The organism is Paraburkholderia elongata, from assembly GCF_013177735.1.
GTDB lineage: Bacteria > Pseudomonadota > Gammaproteobacteria > Burkholderiales > Burkholderiaceae > Paraburkholderia > Paraburkholderia elongata.
The window spans coordinates 1-23,788 of sequence record NZ_WOEZ01000067.1; the positions used below are offsets into that span (position 1 = coordinate 1).

Here is a 23,788-nt window from a genome sequence, read left to right on the forward strand (position 1 = left end):
TGATCGCCATCTCCTGCAATGTGATCTCCTCAGACTTCACAAGCTTCACACGGCATTTCATCGACACCTCGGTACCAGGGAAAAATCCAGGTTACCGAAATCCAAACAGTTTTACCAGGAGCACTTAATTGGCAAAAAAAAGCCGACACATAGTGTCGGCCGGAAAGACTCTGGCGTCCGAGGATTGCATGCCAGAACCTGAGAGACGGTAATCAGTCAATCTTGCGGATTCGGTGTGTGGTGCGGGCATTTTTGCCGCATACGGAAATTTAGCAATGTGGTGTCGTAGCTTCGCAGAGCAAGGTTATTTTTAGTGGTCCAGCTTCGATGGGGAGAGATCATAAACTAAAAGCTTTGGTCAAGCATAAAGACGTCAAAAAAATTTCTCGGTCGGGTGTCACTGAATTCATAGCCAGGAAATCCTGATATTGCTATAGGGAATTCCTTAGTTGAATTTTATTCCACATTAAGGCGGCGTCTGACCGCGTGGCGAATCAATTCAGAATTATTGCCGAGTCCTAGCTTTTGCTTAAGGTGCATTTAAGGTTTGCTGATGGTCTTTGCGTTGAGCGCACACGGCATATCGACCCGTTTGAAGCAAAACGTGGCTTCAGCAGAACCTGCCGCACTGGCGCTATGCTAGTGGCTTCGCCTACCTCGAGGAGCAACTGATGAAACGGACTACAGGATCGATGATCGCGTTTAGCCGCCCTGACGGCAAGGACGTCCAGGGTTATCTGGCCAAACCGCACAAGCCAGAAGGCGCGCCTGCCATCGTCGTGATTCAGGAGTGGTGGGGGTTGAACGACCAGATTCGCGGCGTGGCGGACCGGCTCGCACAAGCCGGATATCTGGCGCTGGTGCCCGATCTCTACCGCGGCAAATCGACGGTGGAAGAAGAAGAGGCGCACCATTTGATGAGCGGACTCGACTTTGGCGACGCCGCCGCTCAGGATGTGCGTGGCGCCGTTCAGTATCTGAAGCAGCATGCGGCGAACGTCGGCGTGACCGGTTATTGCATGGGTGGCGCGCTCACCTTGCTCGCGCTATGCAATATCCCTGAAGTGTCGGCCGGTGTGGTGTGGTACGGCTTCCCTCCGCTCGAGTATATCGACGCATCGAAAATCAAGGTTCCCGTTCTCGGTCATTGGGCGACGCAAGACCAATTCTTCTCGGCAGAGACGGTCGACGCATTGGAGGCGAAGCTCACCGCGGCCGATGTCGATGTCGAGTTTCATCGCTACCTTGCGTTCCATGCGTTCGCAAACGAAACGGCAGTCGGACCGGGCCGTATCGCCGGGACTCAGTTCGATCCGGTCTGGTCGCAGCAGGCCTGGGATCGCACACTGACGTTCTTCGGCCGCACGCTTTGGAAGTAACAGGCAAGCGCGAACCCACACTGCAAGGTGGCCGCTAGCAGCGGCGAGCCAATACGCCGGCCGGCGCTGTACCGCTGGGCGGCGTGGCGCCGGCAGTTGGGAAAACGCGTGAAAAATGGGGCTGGCGGCGCGCCAATCTGTTTACCTATACTCATCTCACTCTGAAGGCAGCCCAATCGCCGTAATTAATACCAACAAGACGGAGCCTCACATGCCTGTAGCGTTGCGAAACGCGGCCCTCGTGCTGCTGACATGTTTGACATTGGGCGCCAGTGCTTATGTGCACGCCGGCTCCGGTTGCGAAGAGGGATGCAAGGCCCGCGGCCAGCTACTCGATCACCGCGTCACGTTACGGCTCAGTGCCGCGGCGTTTTCAAAACTGCTTGCGTCGAACGTATCCGGTCAGCAACTCGAGCAGGTCGCAGGCGCGCCCGCTTGCAGCGTGGAGATCGTGACCTTCCGCTACCGGACCATCGGCGGCGCGGGCGAGCCCACTACCGCCAGCGGCGCACTGATGATTCCGGGTGGGCGGTCGGCGGCATGTAGCGGGCCGCGTCCGCTGATACTCTACGCGCACGGCACGACGGCGTACCGCAACTACAACATCGCCGATATCACGCAAACCGATCCGGGCAATGGCGACGGTGCCGGGGAGGGTATCAGCGTTGCCGCCATGTATGCGGCCCAGGGCTATATCGTGGTGGCGACGAACTACGCGGGCTATGCCGGCTCCGATCTCACGTATCACCCTTACCTGAACGCCGATCAGCAATCCGCCGATGTGATCGACTCGCTTCGGGCGGCGCGGGTCGCACTGAGTGAAGTGAAGCCTGAAAGAAGGACGCGCGAGAACGGCAAGCTCTTCGTCACCGGCTATTCGCAAGGCGGCTTCGTGGCATTGGCGACGCATCGTGCATTGCAAGCGGCCGGCGTCAAGGTCACGGCATCTGCGCCGGGATCGGGTCCGTACGCGCTCGCCGCCACCGCCGACGCGCTCATCGAAGGCGAGGTGAACCTGGGGTCGACTCTATTCACGACCTTGACCGTGACGGGCTACCAGCACGCCTACGAGAATATCTATCGCAAGCCTGGCGACTTCTATGAAGCGGCCTATGCACCGGGCATCGAGAATCTCCTGCCGAGCCTGCAACCTCTCGATACGCTATTTGCGAAGGGGAAATTGCCCTCGACGCAACTCTTCAACAGTGTTCCTCCCGCGCCGCAATATGCTTCGATGACGCCGCCGACTTCGCCGCCCCTCGCACCGCCCTCGCTGGCGCCTTTGTTTGCTAGCGGATTCGGCAACGCCAATCTCGTGCGCAACGCTTATCGCCTGAGTCTTCTGGAGGACGCTGCGGCCAATCCCGATGGCGCGTTTCCCAACACCACGGTTGCCATGACGCCGGCGGCGAATCCTATGCACCCGCTGCGCCAGGCGTTCAAGCGCAATGACTTGCGCAACTGGCGGCCGCGAGCGCCGGTTCTGCTGTGCGGCGGCGGCTCGGATCCCATGGTGTTTTTCTTCAACGCACGCATCGAACAGGCTTACTGGCAGAACGCCAAAGTGCCGGCAGGGCTCACGTCCGTGCTGGATGTGGACTCTCCGATCGCCGGGCCCAATGATCCGTACGCGCCTATCAAACAGGGTTTTGCGAATGCGAAAGCGACGCTCGCCAATCAAGCCGTTGCGGGCGGTGCAACCGACGGCGGCGCCTCAGCGGTGCTTCAGGCCTATCACGGTGAACTGGTCGCGTCGTTCTGCATGGTCGCCGCCCGGGCCTTCTTCACAAACTTCTGAGTGCTACCGCAGGCTTGTATGGGCAGATAACAATACTGGCGGGGAAAGCCTTGACGACCGATTCCGTGGCGAGAGACGCGGCTCCCGAGGCGTGCGTTCACAACCACTTTGATACGCACCACGAAGCGCCACACGAGCAACTGCCCGCGTGGCGGGACCGCCTTGGCCACTTTCTCGACGTGCCGATCTCGCGCCGGCAACTGGCCGATGGCTTCAGCGGCACGATCGACAGTTACCAGGCCGCCGATCTGACGTTCATGGATTGCCGCACGGATGCGGTATCGCAGGCGCGCTCCGTTGCGCGCATTTCCACCGATTCGGTGCGCCAGTTCGTCTTTCACGTGGCCGTGGAGGGCAGCATCGAGACCGGAACGGGTTTGTATCCGAAGCGCAATGCCCTGCAAACGAGGCCGGGCATTCTCGCGCTGGATATGAACCAGCCGATGCATATGGCGCGCAGTGCGTGCCGTGTGCAGGCGTTTTTCCTGCCGCGTGCGCTGGTGGAATCCGTCTTGCCGGAAGCAAGGGCCCGCGCGTTCACACAGTCCTATGACGACAACCAGCCACGCCCGATCGGCCACGCCAGCAGCTTGCGGTATACCGCGACAAGGCCGCGCATCATCATGGCGCCGCCCAGCCGCCACAGCGGTGCGATCAACAGGTATGCCACGCATGCCATGGCGACGGCGCCAACCATGTCGAGCGGAAAGTGGACGCCGACAAACACGCGTGCCCACGCCACCGCGAGACCGGACAGCAGGATCAGCACACCGTACCGTCTCACACCGCCCAGCAACAAGCTCAGAGCGATGCAGGAGAATATCGTCCCGTGGTCGCTCGGGAACGACGGGTCGGGCGCGTGCTCCAGAAACGTATGGCCGATTCCGATCACGAAAGGCCGCGGATGTGGCCAAACCAGACCGATAATCTGGTTAAGCCCGAGGGCGAGCAGGGTCACGCAAAACGCGCGCACTGCGACTTCACGCTGACGCTCGTCGCCGAAGAGCCACATCGCGATCAGCGACAGCGGCACGAGGCAAATGACGTAATTGGCGATCATTTGCGCCATGTCGATTTGCCAGGCTGGCGTAGATGGCGTGGCGTTGATCATCAGGAAGAGCGCCTGATTGAACGCTTCAAGTGTATTCATGCAGTGAGTTTTTTGAGAGACGTGGGATGAATCGAATCTGCGATTTTAGCAGGTCAAGCTTGGTGAAAGCTTATGGAGAGCTTAGGGAAAGCTTGGGTGCAGGCGGAAGCGATTGGCAGCATCGCCCGGCACCGGGCCGTGTAACCTGTGGATGCATGCCGGCGGCACAGGCAAATACGGCTGAGGAGCATATCGTCCTCGGCCGCCAGGTGGCGGCCACGACGGCGGCCGCTAGCCTTCATGCGCAGTGGGCGAGGTGATCGCGATGAACCCGGACGAGCGTGGTGATTTTATCGTGCGCAACATGTCGGTCAACGACGTAGCGTTGTCTGTCGAATGGGCTGCGGCGGAAGGTTGGAACCCCGGCATGCACGATGCCGAGTGTTTTCGTGCCGGGGATCCTAACGGGTTTTTTATCGGAGAGTGGCGCGGCGAACCGGCTGCCTGCATTTCCGCGGTCGCCTACGGCGAGCACTTCGGCTTTATCGGTCTGTATATCGTGAAGCCGGAGTTTCGCGACAGAGGCTTTGGCATGCGCGTCTGGCAGCACGGCATGGACTATCTGGGTAACCGTAATGTCGGATTGGACGGCGTCGTCGCGCAACAGGCGAATTACAGAAAGTCCGGCTTTCGGCTCGCTTATCGCAACATTCGCTTTCAGGGTGTCGTTCAGGCCTTCGCCCAAGGCTCGATGCGTTCGACCATATCGAATGCGTCGGCGATGCCGTTCGAACCGCTGCTTGACTACGATCGCCAGTGCTTTCCCGCGCCGCGTGAGCATTTTCTCGCCGCATGGCTCGGTCAAACTGACGCCATCGCGCAGGTCGCACTTCGCGACGGTCAGGTTGCAGGCTACGGCGTACTGCGTCGTTGCAGAACGGGAGGCAAGATCGGCCCGCTCTTCGCCGATAGTGACGAGATCGCTGGCGACCTGTTCGATGCGTTGGCGGCGCGCATGCCGGGCGAGGTCATCGTTCTAGATGTGCCGGAGATCAACTCCGCTGCCGTCGCGCTGGCCGAGCGGCATGGAATGACGAGCGTGTTTGAAACGGCACGGATGTATACGCAGGAACCGCCGGCTATTCACATCGAGCGTGTGTTCGGTGTGACGTCATTCGAACTCGGATGATTAAAGCGCAGGTTTGCGCCTTTGCGTGCGTTGCCGCCAGCGGGGCATCTCATGAACCGCAGGCGGCAAACACATTGCTTGGTATGCGGGTGCTCGCTATTTCCATTTCGCCCCGAGACTCTCCAGCCCGGCTTTCATGAGATCTTCCTGCACCATTGCAATACGCAGTTCGCAGTCGGCGTTGAATTTCAGAAACCACGGTTCCGCGAGTGCGGGAATTCCCGATGGATCATCGAGGTTCACCACCAGCACCGCGCCGCGTTTTCCGTTCTGCTCGGTGAAGTAGGCGGCCTCCGGTTTCATTTCTTCGAGTATTCTCCCCATCACTTCACCGACAGTGCCTTCGCGCACCAGCGTGTTGAACGGTTCGTGCGGTATTGTTACGTTGAGAAGTATGCGCATGTCTTCCTCCTGGTTGATGCCCAAAGGGCATCTTAAGGATAGGTGGTTTATGCATCTCAACATGAAAAAAGAATCCCGCACCATGTCACTCGAGATACGAGCCGAATCACCCGCCGACGCGCTGGCGGTCGAGCAACTCACTATCGCCGCGTTTGAGAATGCCCCGCATACGAACGGTGCTGAGCATTTCATCGTGGATGCGTTACGACGCGCAGGGCAACTGTCGATTTCGCTTGTCGCGCAAGATGAAGACGAGATCGTCGGGCATATTGCGCTGTCGCCGGTATCCATCTCCGACGGCGCAACGGGCTGGTACGGTTTGGGCCCGATCTCGGCGGCGCCTGGCCTGCGGGCGACGTGACCTATCACGACGCATTTAACGCCACCGCCTGAGGCCAGCGCAGTATTCTCGAATCGGCTCAGTTATCCGCTCAGTTGCTGAACAACGAGGCCTGCGTCCCGCGGCCTGGCGCCAGGCGTGCCGGTTTAGCCGGCGGTTTCCGGTCGACCGTTTCCGGAGCGGTGGTTGAAGCCGCCGCCGAATCCGCGGCCGCTTCCAGCGAAGTCTGCCCGGCTTCGAGTGACAGAAGAAACATCTTGTTCGTCAATCCGCCGGCAAAGCCGGTCAGATCGCCGGACGCGCCGATCACGCGATGACATGGCGCCACGATCGAGATCGGATTTCTGCCGTTCGCCGCGCCTACGGCCCGCACCGCATTGATGTTCCCGATTTGCGTCGCGATGTCGGAGTAGCTGCGCGTCTCGCCGAACGGGATCGTCAGGAGCGCCGCCCAAACCTTCTTCTGGAACTCCGTTCCCTGGAAGTCGAGTTCGAGGTCGAACCGGTCTCTCGTCCCTCCGAAATATTCGTTCAATTGCCGCTCGGTTTCGATCAGGATCGGGCGGTCATCCGCTTCGATTATTTCCGGCAGACGTACCCGGTTCGGCTTGTCGTTCTCCCACAGAATGGCGGCGAGCCGGTTGCCGTTTGCAACGAGCTTTAGCTCGCCGACGGGTGAATTCATTAACTTGTATGCGTATGTCACTTTGCTGGATTCCTGGCTAGCTGGAGGCTGGGATGGCTTGATGCGAGGCTGCGAACTCGCTGTGCAATGGCTCCGATACCTGACAGCTTAAACCGCGTCCTCGCTGAGGTCACGCCGGATCTTGCTATCCAATTCCGCGCGTGGCCCGGGACTCAGTAGAATTGATACCCTCGGCACATCGCCCACCGGCGACCGGCAATTGGATATTTTCTCTACGACTGTGACAACCACCCTCGAACAACTGCGGGCCGGACAACTGGCGGGTACCCGCCGACTCAAACTGGCGTGCGGCCTGAACGAATTTCCGCGTGAGATTTTCGATCTGGCCGACACGCTGGAAGTTCTCGATCTATCGGGCAATGCACTCTCGACGCTACCCGACGATTTGCCACGGCTGAGCAAGCTGCGCATCATCTTTGCTTCCGACAACCCGTTCACTGAACTACCCGAAGTGCTCGGGCAGTGTTCGCAACTGAGCATGGTCGGCTTCAAGGCAAACCGCATTCGCAAGGTTTCGGGTAAATCGCTGCCGCCGCTGTTGCGTTGGCTGACCCTCACCGACAACGAGATCGATGCACTGCCACCAGAAATCGGCGCCTGCACGCAACTGCAGAAGTTGATGCTTGCCGGTAACCGGTTGCGCACACTGCCCGAGGAATTGGCCGCCTGCTCGCGGCTCGAACTGCTGCGTCTCGCGGCGAATCAACTCGGCGAACTGCCTGCCTGGTTGCTGCGCCTGCCACGGCTTTCCTGGCTGGCTTACGCCGGCAATCCATTCAGCGAAGCGCTTGAGACGGCGGCACTGACCGATACACCGATTGCCGATATACGATGGGATGATTTGAAACTCGAACAGCAGTTAGGCGAGGGGGCATCCGGTGTCATTTACCGTGCGGCGCTTCTTGCTCGTCATGACGATGCGAGCAGGCCTGTGGCTGTCAAGTTGTTCAAGGGCGCGGTAACGAGCGATGGATTGCCCGACTGCGAGATGGCAGCCTGCATTCGCACCGGCGATCATCCGAACCTGATTCCGGTGGTGGGCAAGGTGAAGGACCATCCGGCGGGCACACATGGCCTGGTGATGGAACTGATCGATCCGCAATTCACGAATCTTGCCGGGCCACCGAGCCTCGAGTCATGCACGCGCGACGTCTATAGCGTCGGCACGCGCTTCGAGTCGGCCTCGGCGTTACGCATTGCATATGGCATGGCGTCGGCAGCGTGTCATCTGCATCGGCAAGGTGTGATGCATGGTGATCTGTATGCACACAATATTCTGCATGGTGGGCAGGGTCGCGCGTTGCTGGGCGATTTTGGCGCGGCGTCTTTCTATGCTACTGATGATCGAGACCTCAGCGCTGCGCTGCAGCGCCTGGAAGTCAGAGCGTATGGTTGCCTGCTCGAGGAGTTGATCGATCGAAGCGACTGGCTGGATGCGGACGCGGACATCGCGGCGAAACTGGTGGCGTTGAAAGAGAATTGTCTGAGCGAGGATATCGGCATCCGGCCGTTGTTCGTCGAAATCGCTTCCGTTTTGCGACAGCTAACGGGCGCCGGCGATCGGGACGCAGCAGCGTGGGCGGCGGGTTGATCCGTTTTTGTTGCGCGAACGCAATGCAACCATTCGACCGCTAAACCTAAGGAGAGGAAATCAATGACGCAGAGGATGCGCCGCCGCGTGCTGCTTGCCGGCACGCTTGCTGCGGCAGGCCTGACAGGTGTGGCTCGTGTCGATGCGATGCAGGGCGGCAAGCCGAAGATCGCACTCGTGTTGAAGTCGATGACTGATCCGTTCACGGTAGCGATGACGAACGCTGCGCAGAATTATCAAAAGCACTTTGCGTCGCAGTTCGGCTTGACCATTCGCGGAACGGCAACGGAGAACGACACGGCCGTGCAGATCCGAATGGTGGACGAGTTGATCAAAGCGAAGATGAACGCGATCGTCATCGCGCCGACTGACTCGAAGGCGCTGACAACTGTCGTGGCGCGGGGGATCAAGGCCGGCATCATCATGGTCACCATCGACAACCCGCTCGATGACGCGTCGCAGGATGCCGCCCACATCTCCGTGCCTTTTGTCGGCCCGAATAACCGCAAAGGCGCGAAGCAGGTGGGCGATTATCTTGCGGAGCGGCTCAAGGCGGGCGATCAGGTCGGGGTCATCGAAGGCATTCCCGCCGACCGCAATGCGCAGCAACGCACGGCCGGCAGCAAGGACGCAATGAGCGCGGCCGGCATGACGATCGTCGCCATACGAGCGGGCGACTGGGACTATGGGAAAGGACGGGACGTTGCGTCGAGAATGTTGGCCGACTATCCGCAAATCCGTGCGTTGATGTGCGGCAACGACAATATGGCGATGGGGGCGGTAGATGCTGTTCGCGATGCGGGGAGAACCGGCGGTGTTTATATCACCGGTTATAACGACATCGATGCGATCAAGCCGCTGCTTGCCGACGGCCGCGTACTCGCGACCATGAATCAGTTTGCCGATCGGCAAGCTGTGTTCGGCCTCGACGTGGCGTTGAATGCGGTCACTGAACAGAGAAAGCAGAGCGAATTGTCGCCGGTCATTGAAACGCCACTGCAACTGGTGACTGGCGTGAGTCACTGAGGTAGGAAGTTAATCCAGCTCCACTACACGCCATCGCTGTCATGCCGCAGCGGTGCGCTCTTCAACACGAGCGCCATCAACTGTCGCCGCGAATCGACGCCGAGCTTCGCGAATGCCCGCTTCGCATACGTCTCGACGGTCGAGGGCTTCAGTCCCATCGATTGCGCGGTCGCCGGCGTTGTCATTCCCTGGATGAACGACGAGCACACGTGCGTTTCGCGCGACGTCAGCTTGCCGTGCAACTGCGGAAGCCACTGCGCGAGCAGGTTGTTGTCCGACGTATCCTGGCGGCCGTCGCCCGGCGAGATCGCGCCGATCAACCGCTTGTGAACCGCGGACAGCGGCAGCACGACGTGTGCGAACTGCTTCAGCAGGCTCAGCTCTTTCAGCGAGAACGACGGCAGGCGCCGTGAGCGCGCCATCGATATCGAGTATCGCGTGCCGTTCGTTACGCCTGCGACCACGCATTCGTCGTGGATGTTGCCGATGTCGAAGAACAGATGCCGGAGCTCGCTCGCAACCTTCTGCGCGGAGATCTGGATCAACTGCACATCGCGCTTGTCTCCGATTCCCTCGTATGTCGCGTCCTCGCTCGCATAGCTCCCGTAGTAGTGCCGCATCACCTGCTCGACGAGCTCACTATCGCGACCGAAGCTCCCGATCCAGCCGATGCTGCGCTGCCCGGACGGGGACACGCGGTCGTAGTCCAGATGCACCGCATCGAAGTCGACGAAGCGCACGAGACTTTCATACACGACCTGAAGGAACTGCGGAGCGCCGACGGCCTGCGCGACGTCGCCCAACGTCTCGGTCACGAACGCGACCTGACTGAGCTGGAGATCCGGGGAGGGGCGCGCGGTGTTCATAACCTCTGCTCTCGATGGTTTCTGGGTGGCGTTACAGGTATCACGACAAATTCCCCATGCCTACGCGGGAATCCACCCAAACCGACGTTATCGACCATGAGGCTTGTCCCTCATTCCCGGGACAGACGACGCGCACCGCGATCTTTACAGTGCTCTACAAGCTGAAACCAAGGTGACGGAGGCTGCTTCGATGATCTGGCCGACGATCGCCTCGCGGCGCAATAACGACTTTAACGACTTTGCTTACCGGCGGCATCCGCATCGAACGGAGCGGCCGATTCACACTACCAGGAGATTTCCTATGCGTGCCAGTCTTCGTCGCTGCCCGGTCATCAGGATCGTGTTCGCCGCATCCGCCGGCCTCGCGTTCGCGGCGAGCCAGCCCGTCCAGGCCGGCGATACCAATCTGAACGTTTACAACTGGTCCGAGTACATCGCGAAGGACACGGTGCCGAACTTCGAGAAGCAGACCGGCATCAAGGTTCGCTACGACAGCTATGACAGTGACGACACGCTGCAGACCAAGCTGCTCACCGGCAGTTCCGGCTACGACATCGTCGTGCCGACGTCGAACTACCTCGCGCGGCAGATCCAGGCGGGCGTCTACCAGAAGCTCGACAAGTCGAAGATCCCGAACCTTGCGAACCTCGATCCGGCGCTGATGAAGATGATGGCGAAGGCCGATCCGGGGAACCAGTACGGCGTGCCGTGGGCGTGGGGCACGACGGGGGTGGGCTACAACGTCGAGGCCGTCAGGAAGCGGCTTGGCGACAACGCGCCGACCGACAGCTGGGCGCTGCTGTTCGATCCGGCGAACGTGTCGAAGCTGAAGGGCTGCGGCGTGTCGCTGCTCGACGCGCCGGACGCGGCATTCGCAGCGGTGCTGCAATACATGGGCAAGGATCCGGAAAGCAAGAACCCGGCGGACTATCAGGCGGCCTACGAGGTGCTGAAGACGATTCGTCCGTACATCACGCAGTTCAACTCGGTGGGCTATGCGGACGATCTCGCGAACGGCGACGTGTGCGTGGTGCTCGGCTGGTCTGGCGACGTCAGCCTCGCGCGGCGGCGCTCGGTGGAGGCGAAACACGGGTACGAGGTCCGGTACGTGAATCCGAAGGAAGGCGGCCTGCTGTGGTTCGACGTGATGGCGATCCCGAAGGATGCGCCGGATCCCGAGGCGGCGTTGAAGTGGATCAACTACATCGAGGAGCCGAAGGCCAACGCGGCAATCACGAACGAGATCGCCTATCCGAGCGCGAACAAGGCCGCGCGCCCGTTCGTGAAGCCGGAAATCTCGCAGGATCCGGACGTCTACTTGCCTGACAGCGCGCTCGCCAGAATGGCGCTCGCGATGCCGATAAGTGCGGATCTCACGCGGCTGCAGAACCGTCTGTGGCTGCGGTTGAAGTCCGGCGGTTGAGCAAGCCGAAGCGAAGAACAACAAGGAGACGCTTCATGAAGAAGAGGTTAATTTGCGCGCTGGTGGCCGGGGTGCTGCCGGGGCTGGCCGCGGCGAGCCCGACCGGCGATCAGATCAAGGCGCTGCAGCAGCAGCTCGCCGCCCTGCAGCAGGAGGTCAAGGGGCTGCAGTCGCAGCTTGCCGCGAAGCCCGCCGCCATGCCGGCGCCGGCGAGCACGGCTGCTGTCGATCCGTCGTCGGCGAACTACGGCCAGGCGCCGGCGGTCCTGACCAACGACGAGCTCACTGAGTTGAAGCAGCAGGCCGCGAGCCAGCAGCTGAAAGTCGATGCACTGACCGACGCTGCTCAGACCGGCCCGATCGCGGGGTTGTCGGTGACCGGATACATCGATCCCACCTATCTGTACAACCGTGCGGCGGGCACGTCGTCGTTCCAGTTCGCGAACCACGAGAACGCGTACCAGTACTACAACAGCACGTTCGGCGATCTGTACCTCGACATCAAGAAGACATTCGGCGTCGGCCCGATGGCGCCCTCCGCCGAGGTGACCTTGATGCCGAACCGCGGCGCGGGGATGTACCTGATGAACGAACACAGCAACAGCGGGCTCAACATTCTGAACACCGCGATTGCGACGGTGCCGCTGACGCCGACCACGTCGGTCGTCGCCGGCCTGATGCCAGGGCTGAGCGGCTACGAGGTACAGCAGTCGAATCAGATGCTGACGCTCACGCACAACCTGTTATACGACTTCTCGGATCCGGGCAGCTCGATCGGCGCCGGCGTCAACTACACCGGTGACCAATGGGCATGGAAATTCCTGCTCGGCAACGAGCAGTTCCGCACCGCCGGCTCGGTTACGCAGACCGGCACGAACGCGCTCGGCGACCCGATCACGACGAGCAACCGCATGCCGACGTTCAGCGCGCGGGTCGACTATCTGCGCGGCAGCCAACTCGACGTCGGCGGCTCGTTCAGCATCGGTCGGCAGACGCTGCCGAGCGCGATCGACCCGACGACAGGCTCGGTCAGCTACGGCTGGGGCGGCCAGGCGCCGAACGGCTACGGCACGTTCTTCTTCACCGATGCCGATATGACGTACGCGCTGGCCGACATCCAGTACAACGCCGAAATCGACTACGGCCAGCAGCAAAATGCCGCGTGGAACGGCGGCCAGGCGCAGTGGTACGGACTGTCGCTGCTCGCGCACCGGAAGTTCAGGCTGCCGGTGATCGGGCGGATGGGCGTGACGGCCCGCTACGACCTGCTGGTCGACAGCAAGAACGGTGGCGGGGGCGGCGGGATCGGCCTCAACGGCAACGGGATGGATCCGTACAACGGCTTCGGCATCGACGTGAACTACCTGGCGGCATCGAGCAACCACGGCTTCGAGTGCAAGGGCGCGACACGCCAGGACGCCGCGCTCGACCTGTTGTTCTATCCGACCCAGCAGATCACGGTGAAGGTCGAATACCGGCACGATTGGGCGAACCGTCAGGTGTTCCTGCGCAATGACGGTACGTATGCGAAGTCGAACGACCTGCTTGCCGCGCAATTCATCTACTCTTTCTGATGCGATGCCGGCGCCGGCCTGAGGAAACAGGGCCGCCGCCGATCGCGAGGCTTTGTCATGCTCAAGTTCGAAAATCAAGCACACGTCCCGTCATATTACGCGGCCACCGCGAACGACCGGACGTCTCATCCGCCGCTCGATGCGACCGTATCGGCTGACGTCTGCGTGATCGGCGGCGGACTCACTGGCCTTTCCACCGCGCTCAATCTCGCGGAACGCGGCTATTCGGTCGTGCTGCTCGAGGCGTCGAAGATCGGTTGGGGCGCGAGCGGCCGCAACGGCGGCCAGCTGATCGCGGGCTATTCATGTGACATTGATACGTTCTCGTCCTACATGCCGGAAGAGGACCTGCGGCGTGTCTGGGCGATGGGGCTCGAGTCGGTCGAGATCGTCAAGGAGCGGGTCGCGAAGCACCAGATCGATTGCGACCTAACGTTCGGCTACCTGACCGCGGCAAACAAGCCGCGCCACGTCGACGCGCTGCGTGCCTGGCAGGAAGCCGCCGAGTTGCGCTTCGGCTATCGCGGGTACCGGTACGTCGAGCGTGACGAGATGCGCCGCGTCGTCGCTTCGGATCGCTACCTGGGCGGGCTCCAGCATGCCGGCAGCGGTCATCTGCATCCGCTCAACTACACGCTCGGTCTGGCGCGCGCGGCGCGCGACGCGGGGGTGTCGATCCACGAGGACACGAGCGCGCACGCAATCGGGAAGACCGCGCAAGGCCATCGGGTGACGTGCACGCGCGGGCAGGTGGACGCGCGCTACGTGGTGCTCGCGGGTAATGCCTATCTCGGCCGGCTCGCGCCGGCGCTTGCGCGCAAGATCATGCCGGTGGCGACCTACCTGATTGCGACCGAGCCGCTCGGCGACGCGAGGGCGAGCGACACGATGCCAACGGACGCGGCGATCAGCGACTGCAATGCGGCGCTCGACTATTTCCGGTTGACGAAGGACCGCCGGATGCTGTGGGGCGGCAAGGCGAGCAGCTCGACTCGCACGCCGCGCGAACTCGCCGCCGCGATGCGACGGGATATGCTGAAGACGTTTCCGCAGCTCGCCGACGCGAAGATCGACTACGCGTGGGGCGGGTTCGTCGACGCGACGATGAATCGGGCGCCGCATTTCGGCCGCCTCGAGCCGACCGTGTATTTCGCGCAGGGTTTTTCCGGGCACGGCGTGAATGTCACGGGACTCGCGGGCCGGCTGATCGCGGAAGCGATCGATGCGCAGGCCGCCCGCTTCGACCTGTTCGGCAAGATCCGGCACCGCAACTTCCCGGGCGGACGCCTGCTGCGCACGCCGATGCTGATGCTCGCGATGACCTGGCACCGGATGATGGACGCACGTTAAGCCGGCGCCGGCCGGCTCGTCCGGCCGCGCGGCACCTCACCTATATCGAACATTGCACACCTTGGAGGCGTTCATGACAGACATCACGAATATTGTCGACCTGATGCGGGACCCGGCGGAGTTGACCCAGTCGCGTGTGCCGCGCGGGCTGCTGCTGGCCGGCAATCCGATGCAGACGCTCACGCATCACTACATCAGTCCTTGCGGACAGTTCAGCTCCGGCTTCTGGGAGAGCACGCCCGGCCATTGGACGATCGAGTACGACGAATCCGAGTACTGCGAAATGTTGAGTGGCGTAGCAATCGTGCGTGACATAGAGGGGAACGAAAAGGTGCTGCGCGCCGGGGATCGCTTCGTGATTCCCTCCGGCTTTCGCGGCACCTGGGAGGTGGTGGAGGCGTGCAGAAAAGTCTACGCGTCGCATGCCCCGCAGGTCGAGCCATCGCACGCGTAGCGCGACGGCTCGGCCTGCAACGTCAATCATCGAGATCAACCAGGAGCATGACATGACTCAGGATTTGTGGCGTCTGAGCGCTACGGAAATGGTCGAGCGCGTCGCGCGTCGCGACGTGTCGTCGACGGAACTCACGCTGAGCTGCCTGCAGCGGCTCGAGGATGTGAATCCCCGCATCAACGCGATCGTCGACGTGCTGGCCGACAGCGCGCTGCTGGCTGCGTCGCAAGCCGACGCGGCGATCGCGCGGCGCGAGCCGGTCGGCCCGCTGCACGGCGTGCCGGTGACGGTCAAGATCAATGTCGACATGGCTGGCCGCGCAACCACCAACGGCGTGAGCGCGTTCCAGGATCTCGTCGCGGGCGAGGACAGCCCTGTCGTCGCGAACCTGCGCAAGGCCGGCGCCATCGTGATCGGCCGCAGTAACGCGCCGGCGTTTTCATATCGCTGGTTCACCGACAACGACCTGCACGGCCGCACGCTGAATCCGTGGAATCCGCACCTGACGCCTGGGGGCTCCAGCGGCGGAGCAGCGGCTGCGATTGCCGCCGGCATCGGTGCGATCGCGCACGGCAACGACCTCGGCGGCTCGATTCGCTATCCGGCATACGCGTGCGGTGTCGCGGGACTGAGGCCGAGTGCCGGCCGCGTACCTGCGTACAACCCGACGCAGGCGAAGGACCGGACGCTTGCGGTCCAGCTCGCGTCGGTGCAGGGGCCGCTTGCGAGAACGGTCGGCGACCTGCGCATTGCGCTGGAGGCGATGGCGGGCGGTGATCCGCGCGACGCATGGTGGATGCCGGTAGAGCCGGTCGGCCATCGCGCGCCGCTTCCGGCGCGTGTCGCCGTCTGTGCGGAACTGCCGGGAGTCCGTTCCGACCCCGCGGTCGTCGACGCGATCCGGCAGGCGGCGGGCTGGCTCGAGGACGCGGGTTGCATCGTCGAAGAAGCTGTCCCGCCGCAGATGGCCGAAGCGAGCGCGCTGTGGCTGGACCTCGTCACCAACGAGGCGAGGAGCGGGCTCGGCGACGTCATCATGCAGCATGGCGACGACGCGATCCGGACCGCGTTCGCCAGCCAGCGCCGGCTCGCCGCGCCGCTCGACCTGGCCGGCTACATGAACGGTCTGGCGCGGCGCACCGGTCTGTTACGGGACTGGCAGCGTTTCTTCGAGCGCTATCCGCTGCTGCTGATGCCAGTCTCGTGCGCGCGGCCGTTCGCGATCGACGAGGACCAGCGCGGCGACGACGCGATACGGCGCATCCTCGACATGCAGAGTCCGCTGCTTGCGACCGCGCTGCTCGGACTGCCGGGGCTGTCCGTGCCGACCGGCGTGCGCGACGGCGTGCCGATGGGGGTTCAGCTTGTCGCCGGCCGCTTCCAGGAGGCGCTGTGCCTCGCCGCAGGCGAAGCGATCGAGGCGCGCGCGGGAACTTGCACGCCAATAGATCCGGTCGGTGCGTCGACGCGTTACGCGGGATAAGCGGAGGCCGGGCGTTGCACCTGTCAAACAGAATTTAATCTAGGTATCCTGATGAATAAAAAAACTTTCTCGGACTGGCAGAATGAAGCCGCCGTCATGGAAATCGAAGGGCGTGCATTTATCGATGGCGCACTGCGCCACGCGTACAGCGAAAGGACATTCGCCTGTGTGAGTCCGATCGATCGTCGCGTGCTTGTTCAGGTCGCCGACTGCGGCGAGGCGGATGTCGATGCTGCCGTGACGGCGGCCCGGCGGGCATTCGACACGCAGATATGGGCGGGCATGAATCCACGCGATCGCAAGGCCGTGCTGCTGCGCTGGGCTGCCTTGATGCGTGAGCACCTCGAGGAGCTCGCATTGCTCGAGACGCTCGACTCGGGCAAGCCGATCAGCGACACGACGGCCATCGACGTACCCGCTGCTGCGCACTGCGTGGAGTGGTATGCCGAGGCGATCGACAAGATGAGCGGTGAGGTCGTGCCGACCGATCATCATCTCGTCGGTCTCGTGACGCGCGAGCCCGTTGGTGTCGTCGCAGCGGTGGTGCCGTGGAACTTTCCGCTCCTGATGGCGGCGTGGAAGTTCGCCCCGGCGCTTGCCGTCGGCAACAGTGTGATTCTCAAACCATCGGAAAAATCGCCTCTCACCGCCATTCGCATTGCCCGATTGGCGCACGAGGCAGGCCTGCCGCCTGGCGTATTCAACGTCGTGCCGGGTGGCGCCGAGCCGGGCAGGTTGCTCGCGCTGCACCACGACGTAGACTGTATCGCGTTCACCGGCTCGACGAGGACCGGGAAACAGATCATGCAATGTGCGGCGCAATCCAACCTGAAGCGCGTGTGGCTCGAACTCGGAGGTAAGTCGCCGAACATCGTTCTGCCCGATTGCCCCGATCTCGATCGCGCAGCGAAGGCGGCGGCCGACGCGATTTTCTTCAACATGGGCGAGGTGTGTACGGCGGGCTCGCGGCTCCTCGTGCACCGGGATATCAAGGACGCATTCGTCGCGAAAGTGGTCGCCGCTGCACGTGCGTATGAGCCGGGTCATCCGCTCGATCCGTCCGTGACGATGGGGCCCATTGTCGATCGTATCCAGTTCGAGCGCGTGGCGGCTTATATCGAAGCAGGTCGCCGGGAAGGCCGGCTCGTGACGGGCGGCGCGCGCGTCAGGGAGGAAACCGGCGGCTTCTATGTCGAGCCGACCGTGTTCGAGATCCCGGCTTCCGGACGCGAAAATTGCCCGCGAAGAAATTTTCGGGCCGGTTCTGTCCGTGATCGAGTTCGATAACGTCGACGAAGCGGTGCACATCGCGAACGACACCGAATACGGCCTCGCGGCTGCCGTATGGTCTGGTGATCTGACGACTGCGTACGAGGTGGCGAGGCGTCTACGTGCCGGAACAGTCTGGATCAACGGCTACAACGAAGGGGGCGGCGACATGAGTTTTCCGTTCGGCGGTTACAAGCAGTCGGGTAACGGCCGCGACAAGTCTCTGCACGCGCTCGAGAAATATACGGAGCTGAAGTCGACGATCGTGCGGCTGCGCTAGGTGATGTGTCGAATAAAGCATAACGCGGACAAATTTAAATAAGAAACTGAACGGTAAATTATGGCTAAATTTCGGTACTCGCACGGGTATTTAAACCAGAAATCGATCGAATTTCATGGAAGTTAACAAAAAGCGAATATATTTTCAACGAGCTCTAAGTGTTTGATTATGTGGGGAGCGATGTGCGAGAGATTGGTGGGATAAAACGAAACCTGAACGTCTAGTCGCGAGAATTCCTCTCGAAATGTCGCGTGAAGTAGGGTTAAGCAGAATTTGGAACGAGAGGCCGGCGCCTGTTGAACGGACGATCGGTTAGGCGTCTAACGCTAGCAACACACCCGGGATTCGGGAACCAGGAAACAAGAAAAGGAACGGCACAGGTGTCACGTTTGACCAGAGAGGAGAGTCGTGCGCTGACGCGGCAAAAGTTGTTTGCAGCAGCGGCCAAGGTGTTTGCTCGTGACGGATTCGGAGGCGCATCAATCGACCGCATCGTGGACGAAGCGGGCTTTACTAAGGGCGCGTTCTATTCCAACTTTGCATCGAAGGAAGACATTTTTCTGCAGCTGGTCGAGACCGCTGCGGTAGACAGTGCGCACGATCTGGAAACGAAACTCCTTGGGATACAGGATGTTCCGTTTGATGTGGACGGACGGCGCGCGCCCGTCGAGGAGCCGCTGGAGAGCGTCTCTGCCCGCAATTTCCTTTGCTTCCAGTTCCAGCCGCCGGTCACCTACGATCCAGTCGACACCGTGTTGTCGAGTGGTCGCTACCGGCCGACCATGGATCAGGCCACTTGTGTTCCGGCCGCGACTGCCGCGTTGCGTTCGACCAGAATGACGAACTGCTCCTCCTCATGAATTTCGAAGCGACGGATCTGTGCGACCTGATCGGCGGAAAGTATCTTGCCCTTCGTCATCAGCAACGTGCCGCTTGACGTCCGGAGGTCTTCCGCCAGCTTCATCCCTTCCTTCAGGTGAGATGCATCGAGACGGTCCGGTACTCCCTCTGGCGTCAGTTCAGCGTGGCTCGTTACCAGATCAATGTATTTTTCAGAGACGACTGGGTCATAGCGTATGCCCGATTGTGCACGCACCGTGGAGACGATCTGTCCGTCGCTCATCTTTTGTGGCGCGATCGCACCGATGCGTAAATCTTCCACGTCGCGGGCAAGCGCGAGAATGCGAGCACCCAACGGAATCGATTCGCCGACGAGGCCATCAGGCGTGCCACGGCCGTCGAACCGTTCGTACTGGTGGCGGATCATTTCTTGCACCGCGCCAAGCTGCGACACCGGGCTTAAAGCCATCTGGCACTGGAGAGGATGCAGATGATAAAGCTTCGCTTCATGCGGGGACATCCTTGCAACGGGCGTCTTCAGCAGTGCGTCGGGCAGAAAGAGCTTGCCAATTCCGTGTAACAGGCCTGCCATCAACAGTTCGTTACAGGCATAGTCACTCATCCCGAGCGCCGCACCAAGTTGTCTCGCCAGTTCTCCGATCCGCGCCGAATGGCCTGGGAGGCCGCAGCGCATTTCGACCATGTTCGCGCACACTTTCACCATCGTTAGAAAATTGCTCTTCAGATCCTGCTGTGCGCCTTCGAGAAACATGACGGTTTGCCTGATTTCCTCCGTGCGTGCATGAACCTGCCGTTCCAGCCCGGTGTTGAAGTCAGCCAGTTTTTCGTTTTGTAACTGGATCAGGCTGGTCAGCCGTTCAGCCTCGCGCTTCAGGCTGAGCTGATCGAGTCCGCGTTGTATCGTCAGCAGAAGATCCTGATCGTCCCACGGCTTGTGCAGGTAGTGATAGACGTGGCCTTCGTTCACCGCGCGAACAACGGCGTCGACTTCCGAATAACCCGTCAGCAGTATCCGGATGGCGTCGGGGCACAGAGACTGGGAGCGGGCCAGAAACTCCGCGCCGTCCATATTTGGCATTCGCATGTCCGAAATGATGATATCGACCTGCGCGGATTCAAGCAGCAGGAGGGCCTCAGCGCCACTGCTCGCGGCGAGCACCTCGTATTTCAGCGGCCGGAGGAGGCGTCTGAGCGACGAAATCACCCCCGGCTCGTCATCCACCAGTAACAGCGTGGGCACCGAAGCTTTGGGAGACTCGTGCGCCGCTGCAAGTGCTTCGCTCCCGTCGGGTACCTTGTCAGTTGCCTGAAGTTCGGACATAAATTACCTCGCAGATTTGGGTGCCGCCTGCGTATCTGGGCCTGTGGATTCTATGAAGGCATCGCCGCGTGATGCTCCGCTAAAGGGAAGTTAGAGCGACTGGAGGAACTGATCGAGGGCATGCTTCATTCCCTCGATGGCTGCATCAGGTAACAACATAACCATACGCGCGCCGAATCCCCCTTTCTCGAGCGTGAAGTGAATCTCGAGCAGCAGTGCGAGGGCCCATTGTCCATTCGGCAGAAACCCGTCGTTAGCCTCCGCGGCAGAGGGCAAAAGAGTCGGACCGGAGAAACAGATGCGCCGGCCAAGCTGTTCGAAGACACTTTGAACGCAGGCGCCCACGAGCAGGTTGGCAATGTCGCACAGCACCGCGGCCTGGGCGTCGGTGTCCCCGACGTCATAACCCATCAGTTGCTTGAGTTCCCGCTGGCCATCCCTGCCGAACAGTACAATCGCCTCGCCGGAAATGTCCGACTGGAAGGCCTGACGCACGGGCGGCAACTGGCTATCATCCTGCCCCGTCAATGCATCGCGCAACTGTCCGGTGCTCACGAGCCTGATGCCAGGTACCGATAGCGTAACGAATACGCCGAGGAGTTTTGCCAACGCGGCCGCTGCCTTGCCCATCCCGACGTTGCAGATTTCCTGCAGCGCATCCCGTTGGTCCTCGTTCAGAAACTGCTCATTCATGGAGACCGTACTCCCTGAGGATCGGCCGAATGGCTTCGGTTGACACGGGCTTGGAAATGAATCCGATCGCGCCGAGCGCCTTCGCGCGCGCCACTGCACCGGACTGAACGTCTGCCGATACGACGATGACAAACGTATCGAGCCCTTCGTGCCGGATTGCCTCGAGCACTTCGAATCCGTTCATTCCTGGCATGGTCAGATCGAGAAATATCACTGCGCCCTTACCGGCGCGATACAGTTCCAGCGCCGCCGCGCCATCCGACGCCTGGGTGATCTCTACGTCCCAGTCCTCCGGCAAACACCTGACGAGCAGCTTTCGGGCCAGTGTCGAATCATCGACAACAAGGATAGGCAAAGCCATAGGTCTACCTCATGTGGCAGTCACCGAACGAACCGGTTGACTGGGTATCGAGCGCGCCGGCGGGCATTGGAAACGCCGCTGGCTGGTTGACTACTTCTGAAGTGGATGCATCGATCGGGAGCGTCACGCGGAACGTCGTTCCCATGCCAACCGCGCTTGTTACGGATATCTGGCCATGATGTGCGTTGACGATCCCATAAGTCACCGATAGTCCAAGGCCGGTTCCCTGACCAACCGGTTTGGTTGTGAAGAACGGATCAAAAATGCGTTTGATATGCTCTGGGGGAATGCCGCATGCTGCATCGGTGACTTCAAACCAGACGCGCGATGCGTCGGCAGGTTCGACGCCCGTGCGGATGGTGATCGTGCCCGCTGCAGGGTTGAGCTGATCATGATTCCCGCTATACGCCTGCGCCGCGTTGACGACAAGATTCAACACCACCTGACTGATCTGCGAGGGTATGCACCGGACCAAGGGTAGCTCGGTGTAATCGCGAACCAGATGGGCGCGATACTTCACTTCGTTGTGCACGATGTTGAGCGTCGACTCAATACAGCGATGGATATCGGTCCATTCCCATACATGCGTGCTGTCGATCCTGGAGAAGTCCCGCAGATCGATCACAATCGTGCGGACCCGGGCGAGACCCTCCCTGGATTCCTGCACGAGCGTCGGGGCATCGCCAAGCAGGTAGTCCAGGTCAGCGTTTTCGGCCAGCGCGCGCAGGTCGGTCTTGAGTGTCGGCGCGGCCTGTCCGACCAGCCGATCCATATCCTCGGCATACCGGATGAACGTCCTGATGTAGCCCTCAAGGGTATTCAGGTTCGACAGCACGAAACCTACGGGGTTATTGATTTCGTGCGCCACGCCTGCCGCCAGTTGCCCGATGGCGGCCAGTTTTTCCGATTGGAGAAGCTGCTGATGCGCATGCGCCAGCTCTTCGTTAAGTTCGGTGAGCTGCCTGTTGCGTACGGTCAATTCGGCCAATGCGCTGGAGACGGTTTTCTGCCGCTCCTGCAGTTCGCCGTATGCGATGCAGACGTCCGTGGCGTCCACGATGGTCACCCCGACTGCCGCGACTTCTCCCTGGCCATCCTCGATAGGGATGAAGCTGCAGTTTTGCCGCATCGCATCGATCGTGCCGGTGATCGGGCGGGAGTGCTCGAAGCGGAAGAGAAAAGGGCGATGCTCCCAAGACGAGTAAGCGGGCGTGCCAAGCACGAACACGCCCTCGATTTTTCTCCTCAGCCATTGTTGCGGCAATTCCGGAAACGCCGCAAGAAGATCCATGCCGATGACGGTTTCGGCGGACCGTCCGGTGTGAGACTGCATGAAGCGGTTCCACGTGAGAATGCGCAGGTCGCGATCCACAGAGAAGACGCCGCAATTCACCAGTTCGACAATGGCTTCCGACAGGTTGGTCTTCACGGAAAGGTCCTTGATCTCAACTGCGCACGGAATGCGACCGACCATCAACAGCAAGCAATAAATACCGACGTCCTTGGTCTTACGGAATAACGGCAATAACGGTAGCGATGCAGATCGGGATTAGCCCTGGGCGATAATGCATAAAATAAAAAAAAGCCGGCTCGAGAGCCGGCTAAAAGTTCTGGCTTATTTCCGAGGTCATACGCCAGAACCTGAGATGTTATTCAGGATAGCAGACGGTGGAAGTCGCTGCCGGACGAACAGTGCGAAAGAAACCGGCTTCGCTACCCCACGCTTAACCGTCTGAACCTCGGAGTTGCCTTGATCCGGACGTTGGGCGAATCGACCATGGGACCGCGTCGTTGGCGGGCAGCTTTCTCTTCGGGGCTTGCAGGCATGCGGCCGTCGATGCCGTAGGCGATTGCGGGTCCGCATCAACTCGAGCGTTTCCGGGCGTCGACACTTCGACTTACTGGAGGTGCTGGCCGCCGTTGATGGCGATATTCGCCCCGGTCAGAAAACCCGCCTCACGCGAACACAGGTACAGGACTAGCGCTGCCACTTCTGCCGGCTGTGCCAGTCGTCCGACGGGTATCTGGGGGATGATCTTCGCTTCAAGGACGTCCTGTGGCACGGCCATCACCATCCGTGTTGCGATGAATCCAGGTGAGATTGTGTTCACGGTCACCCCTTTTTTTGCGACTTCGAGCGCCAGCGATTTTGTGAATCCGTGGATGCCTGCTTTCGCGGCCGCATAGTTGGTCTGGCCGAAGCCACCTTTGGAACCGATGATCGAGGATATATTGACAATGCGTCCCCAGCCACGCTCGACCATGCCGTCGCAGACGGGCTTCGTCATGTTGAAGACCGAATCGAGGTTGGTGCGGATGACTGCGTCCCAGT

At 61.0% G+C, this 23,788-nt stretch carries 22 protein-coding genes and 1 pseudogene; 13 read left to right on the plus strand and 10 right to left on the minus strand.

What is annotated here, in order from left to right:
• Positions 1 to 671 precede the first annotated feature (671 nt).
• Both GNZ13_RS13525 and GNZ13_RS13530 read left to right on the plus strand, forming a co-directional pair.
• On the plus strand, positions 672 to 1,379 hold the full coding sequence (locus GNZ13_RS13525) for a dienelactone hydrolase family protein (protein WP_172164836.1): 708 nt from the start codon (positions 672 to 674) through the stop codon (positions 1,377 to 1,379).
• A 211-nt stretch (positions 1,380 to 1,590) separates the two neighbouring features.
• A complete protein-coding gene (locus GNZ13_RS13530; RefSeq protein ID WP_172164839.1) occupies positions 1,591 to 3,177 on the plus strand; it encodes an alpha/beta hydrolase family protein in 1,587 nt (528 codons plus the stop codon).
• Here the strand turns inward: GNZ13_RS13530 and GNZ13_RS13535 are convergent.
• Positions 3,114 to 3,518 carry a hypothetical protein gene (locus GNZ13_RS13535; RefSeq protein WP_172164842.1) on the minus strand — a complete coding sequence of 135 codons (405 nt, stop codon included), beginning with the start codon at positions 3,516 to 3,518 and terminating at the stop codon, positions 3,114 to 3,116. The genes GNZ13_RS13530 and GNZ13_RS13535 overlap by 64 nt on opposite strands.
• Before the next feature lie 206 nt (positions 3,519 to 3,724).
• On the minus strand, positions 3,725 to 4,327 hold the full coding sequence (locus tag GNZ13_RS13540) for a phosphatase PAP2 family protein (protein ID WP_172164845.1): 603 nt from the start codon (positions 4,325 to 4,327) through the stop codon (positions 3,725 to 3,727).
• Positions 4,328 to 4,592: 265 nt separating this feature from the next.
• Here GNZ13_RS13540 and GNZ13_RS13545 point away from each other — a divergent pair, with 265 nt between their 5' ends.
• Positions 4,593 to 5,456: a GNAT family N-acetyltransferase gene (locus GNZ13_RS13545; RefSeq protein WP_236001985.1), complete on the plus strand. Its 864-nt coding sequence runs from the start codon at positions 4,593 to 4,595 to the stop codon at positions 5,454 to 5,456.
• A 96-nt stretch (positions 5,457 to 5,552) separates the two neighbouring features.
• Here GNZ13_RS13545 and GNZ13_RS13550 read toward each other — a convergent pair whose 3' ends face one another.
• The gene (locus GNZ13_RS13550) at positions 5,553 to 5,858 is read right to left on the minus strand and encodes a panthothenate synthetase (protein WP_172164893.1); all 306 of its coding nucleotides are present in this window, start codon (positions 5,856 to 5,858) and stop codon (positions 5,553 to 5,555) included.
• Positions 5,859 to 5,919: 61 nt separating this feature from the next.
• Between GNZ13_RS13550 and GNZ13_RS13555 the strand changes: the two genes are divergently transcribed.
• Positions 5,920 to 6,219: a GNAT family N-acetyltransferase gene (locus GNZ13_RS13555; protein WP_216674831.1), complete on the plus strand. Its 300-nt coding sequence runs from the start codon at positions 5,920 to 5,922 to the stop codon at positions 6,217 to 6,219.
• Positions 6,220 to 6,289: 70 nt separating this feature from the next.
• On the opposite strand, the gene GNZ13_RS13560 is transcribed toward GNZ13_RS13555, so the two are convergent.
• Positions 6,290 to 6,904 carry a methylated-DNA--[protein]-cysteine S-methyltransferase gene (locus GNZ13_RS13560; protein WP_328807229.1) on the minus strand — a complete coding sequence of 205 codons (615 nt, stop codon included), beginning with the start codon at positions 6,902 to 6,904 and terminating at the stop codon, positions 6,290 to 6,292.
• A 220-nt stretch (positions 6,905 to 7,124) separates the two neighbouring features.
• Here GNZ13_RS13560 and GNZ13_RS13565 point away from each other — a divergent pair, with 220 nt between their 5' ends.
• The gene (locus GNZ13_RS13565) at positions 7,125 to 8,495 is read left to right on the plus strand and encodes a leucine-rich repeat-containing protein kinase family protein (protein WP_172164896.1); all 1,371 of its coding nucleotides are present in this window, start codon (positions 7,125 to 7,127) and stop codon (positions 8,493 to 8,495) included.
• Between the two features lie 63 nt (positions 8,496 to 8,558).
• The gene (locus tag GNZ13_RS13570; RefSeq protein ID WP_172164851.1) at positions 8,559 to 9,521 is read left to right on the plus strand and encodes a substrate-binding domain-containing protein; all 963 of its coding nucleotides are present in this window, start codon (positions 8,559 to 8,561) and stop codon (positions 9,519 to 9,521) included.
• Between the two features lie 23 nt (positions 9,522 to 9,544).
• Here the strand turns inward: GNZ13_RS13570 and GNZ13_RS13575 are convergent, their stop codons facing one another.
• Entirely contained in the window at positions 9,545 to 10,387 is an 843-nt protein-coding gene (locus GNZ13_RS13575; protein WP_172164854.1) for a helix-turn-helix transcriptional regulator, read from the minus strand.
• Between the two features lie 301 nt (positions 10,388 to 10,688).
• On the opposite strand from GNZ13_RS13575, the gene GNZ13_RS13580 reads away from it, so the two are divergent.
• The 7 genes and pseudogenes from GNZ13_RS13580 (at position 10,689) to GNZ13_RS13610 (ending at position 19,080) form a co-directional block, all read left to right on the plus strand.
• The gene (locus tag GNZ13_RS13580; RefSeq protein WP_172164857.1) at positions 10,689 to 11,810 is read left to right on the plus strand and encodes a polyamine ABC transporter substrate-binding protein; all 1,122 of its coding nucleotides are present in this window, start codon (positions 10,689 to 10,691) and stop codon (positions 11,808 to 11,810) included.
• A gap of 35 nt (positions 11,811 to 11,845) precedes the next feature.
• On the plus strand, positions 11,846 to 13,384 hold the full coding sequence (locus tag GNZ13_RS13585) for a DUF3138 family protein (RefSeq protein ID WP_172164860.1): 1,539 nt from the start codon (positions 11,846 to 11,848) through the stop codon (positions 13,382 to 13,384).
• Between the two features lie 57 nt (positions 13,385 to 13,441).
• Complete coding sequence (locus tag GNZ13_RS13590) at positions 13,442 to 14,734, plus strand: NAD(P)/FAD-dependent oxidoreductase (RefSeq protein WP_172164863.1); 1,293 nt, start codon at positions 13,442 to 13,444, stop codon at positions 14,732 to 14,734.
• A gap of 73 nt (positions 14,735 to 14,807) precedes the next feature.
• Positions 14,808 to 15,188 (plus strand): cupin domain-containing protein, encoded by a 381-nt coding sequence (locus GNZ13_RS13595; RefSeq protein WP_172164866.1) that lies wholly within the window; start codon positions 14,808 to 14,810, stop codon positions 15,186 to 15,188.
• Between the two features lie 52 nt (positions 15,189 to 15,240).
• Positions 15,241 to 16,671 (plus strand): amidase family protein, encoded by a 1,431-nt coding sequence (locus tag GNZ13_RS13600; RefSeq protein WP_172164869.1) that lies wholly within the window; start codon positions 15,241 to 15,243, stop codon positions 16,669 to 16,671.
• Between the two features lie 51 nt (positions 16,672 to 16,722).
• Positions 16,723 to 18,220: pseudogene (locus tag GNZ13_RS13605) on the plus strand (aldehyde dehydrogenase family protein).
• A gap of 380 nt (positions 18,221 to 18,600) precedes the next feature.
• Entirely contained in the window at positions 18,601 to 19,080 is a 480-nt protein-coding gene (locus GNZ13_RS13610; RefSeq protein WP_172164872.1) for a TetR/AcrR family transcriptional regulator, read from the plus strand.
• Here GNZ13_RS13610 and GNZ13_RS13615 read toward each other — a convergent pair.
• From GNZ13_RS13615 to GNZ13_RS13635, 5 genes are all read right to left on the minus strand, one after another.
• Positions 19,008 to 20,402 carry an HD domain-containing phosphohydrolase gene (locus GNZ13_RS13615; protein WP_172164877.1) on the minus strand — a complete coding sequence of 465 codons (1,395 nt, stop codon included), beginning with the start codon at positions 20,400 to 20,402 and terminating at the stop codon, positions 19,008 to 19,010. The genes GNZ13_RS13610 and GNZ13_RS13615 overlap by 73 nt on opposite strands.
• A 90-nt stretch (positions 20,403 to 20,492) precedes the next feature.
• The gene (locus GNZ13_RS13620; protein WP_172164880.1) at positions 20,493 to 21,095 is read right to left on the minus strand and encodes a chemotaxis protein CheC; all 603 of its coding nucleotides are present in this window, start codon (positions 21,093 to 21,095) and stop codon (positions 20,493 to 20,495) included.
• The gene (locus GNZ13_RS13625) at positions 21,088 to 21,456 is read right to left on the minus strand and encodes a response regulator (protein WP_172164883.1); all 369 of its coding nucleotides are present in this window, start codon (positions 21,454 to 21,456) and stop codon (positions 21,088 to 21,090) included. The genes GNZ13_RS13620 and GNZ13_RS13625 overlap by 8 nt, the downstream gene beginning before the upstream one ends.
• 4 nt (positions 21,457 to 21,460) lie before the next feature.
• Complete coding sequence (locus tag GNZ13_RS13630; RefSeq protein WP_172164899.1) at positions 21,461 to 22,930, minus strand: ATP-binding protein; 1,470 nt, start codon at positions 22,928 to 22,930, stop codon at positions 21,461 to 21,463.
• Between the two features lie 424 nt (positions 22,931 to 23,354).
• Positions 23,355 to 23,788, minus strand: a 434-nt coding sequence (locus GNZ13_RS13635; RefSeq protein WP_172164887.1) for an SDR family oxidoreductase, incomplete at its 5' end; no start/stop codon positions are given.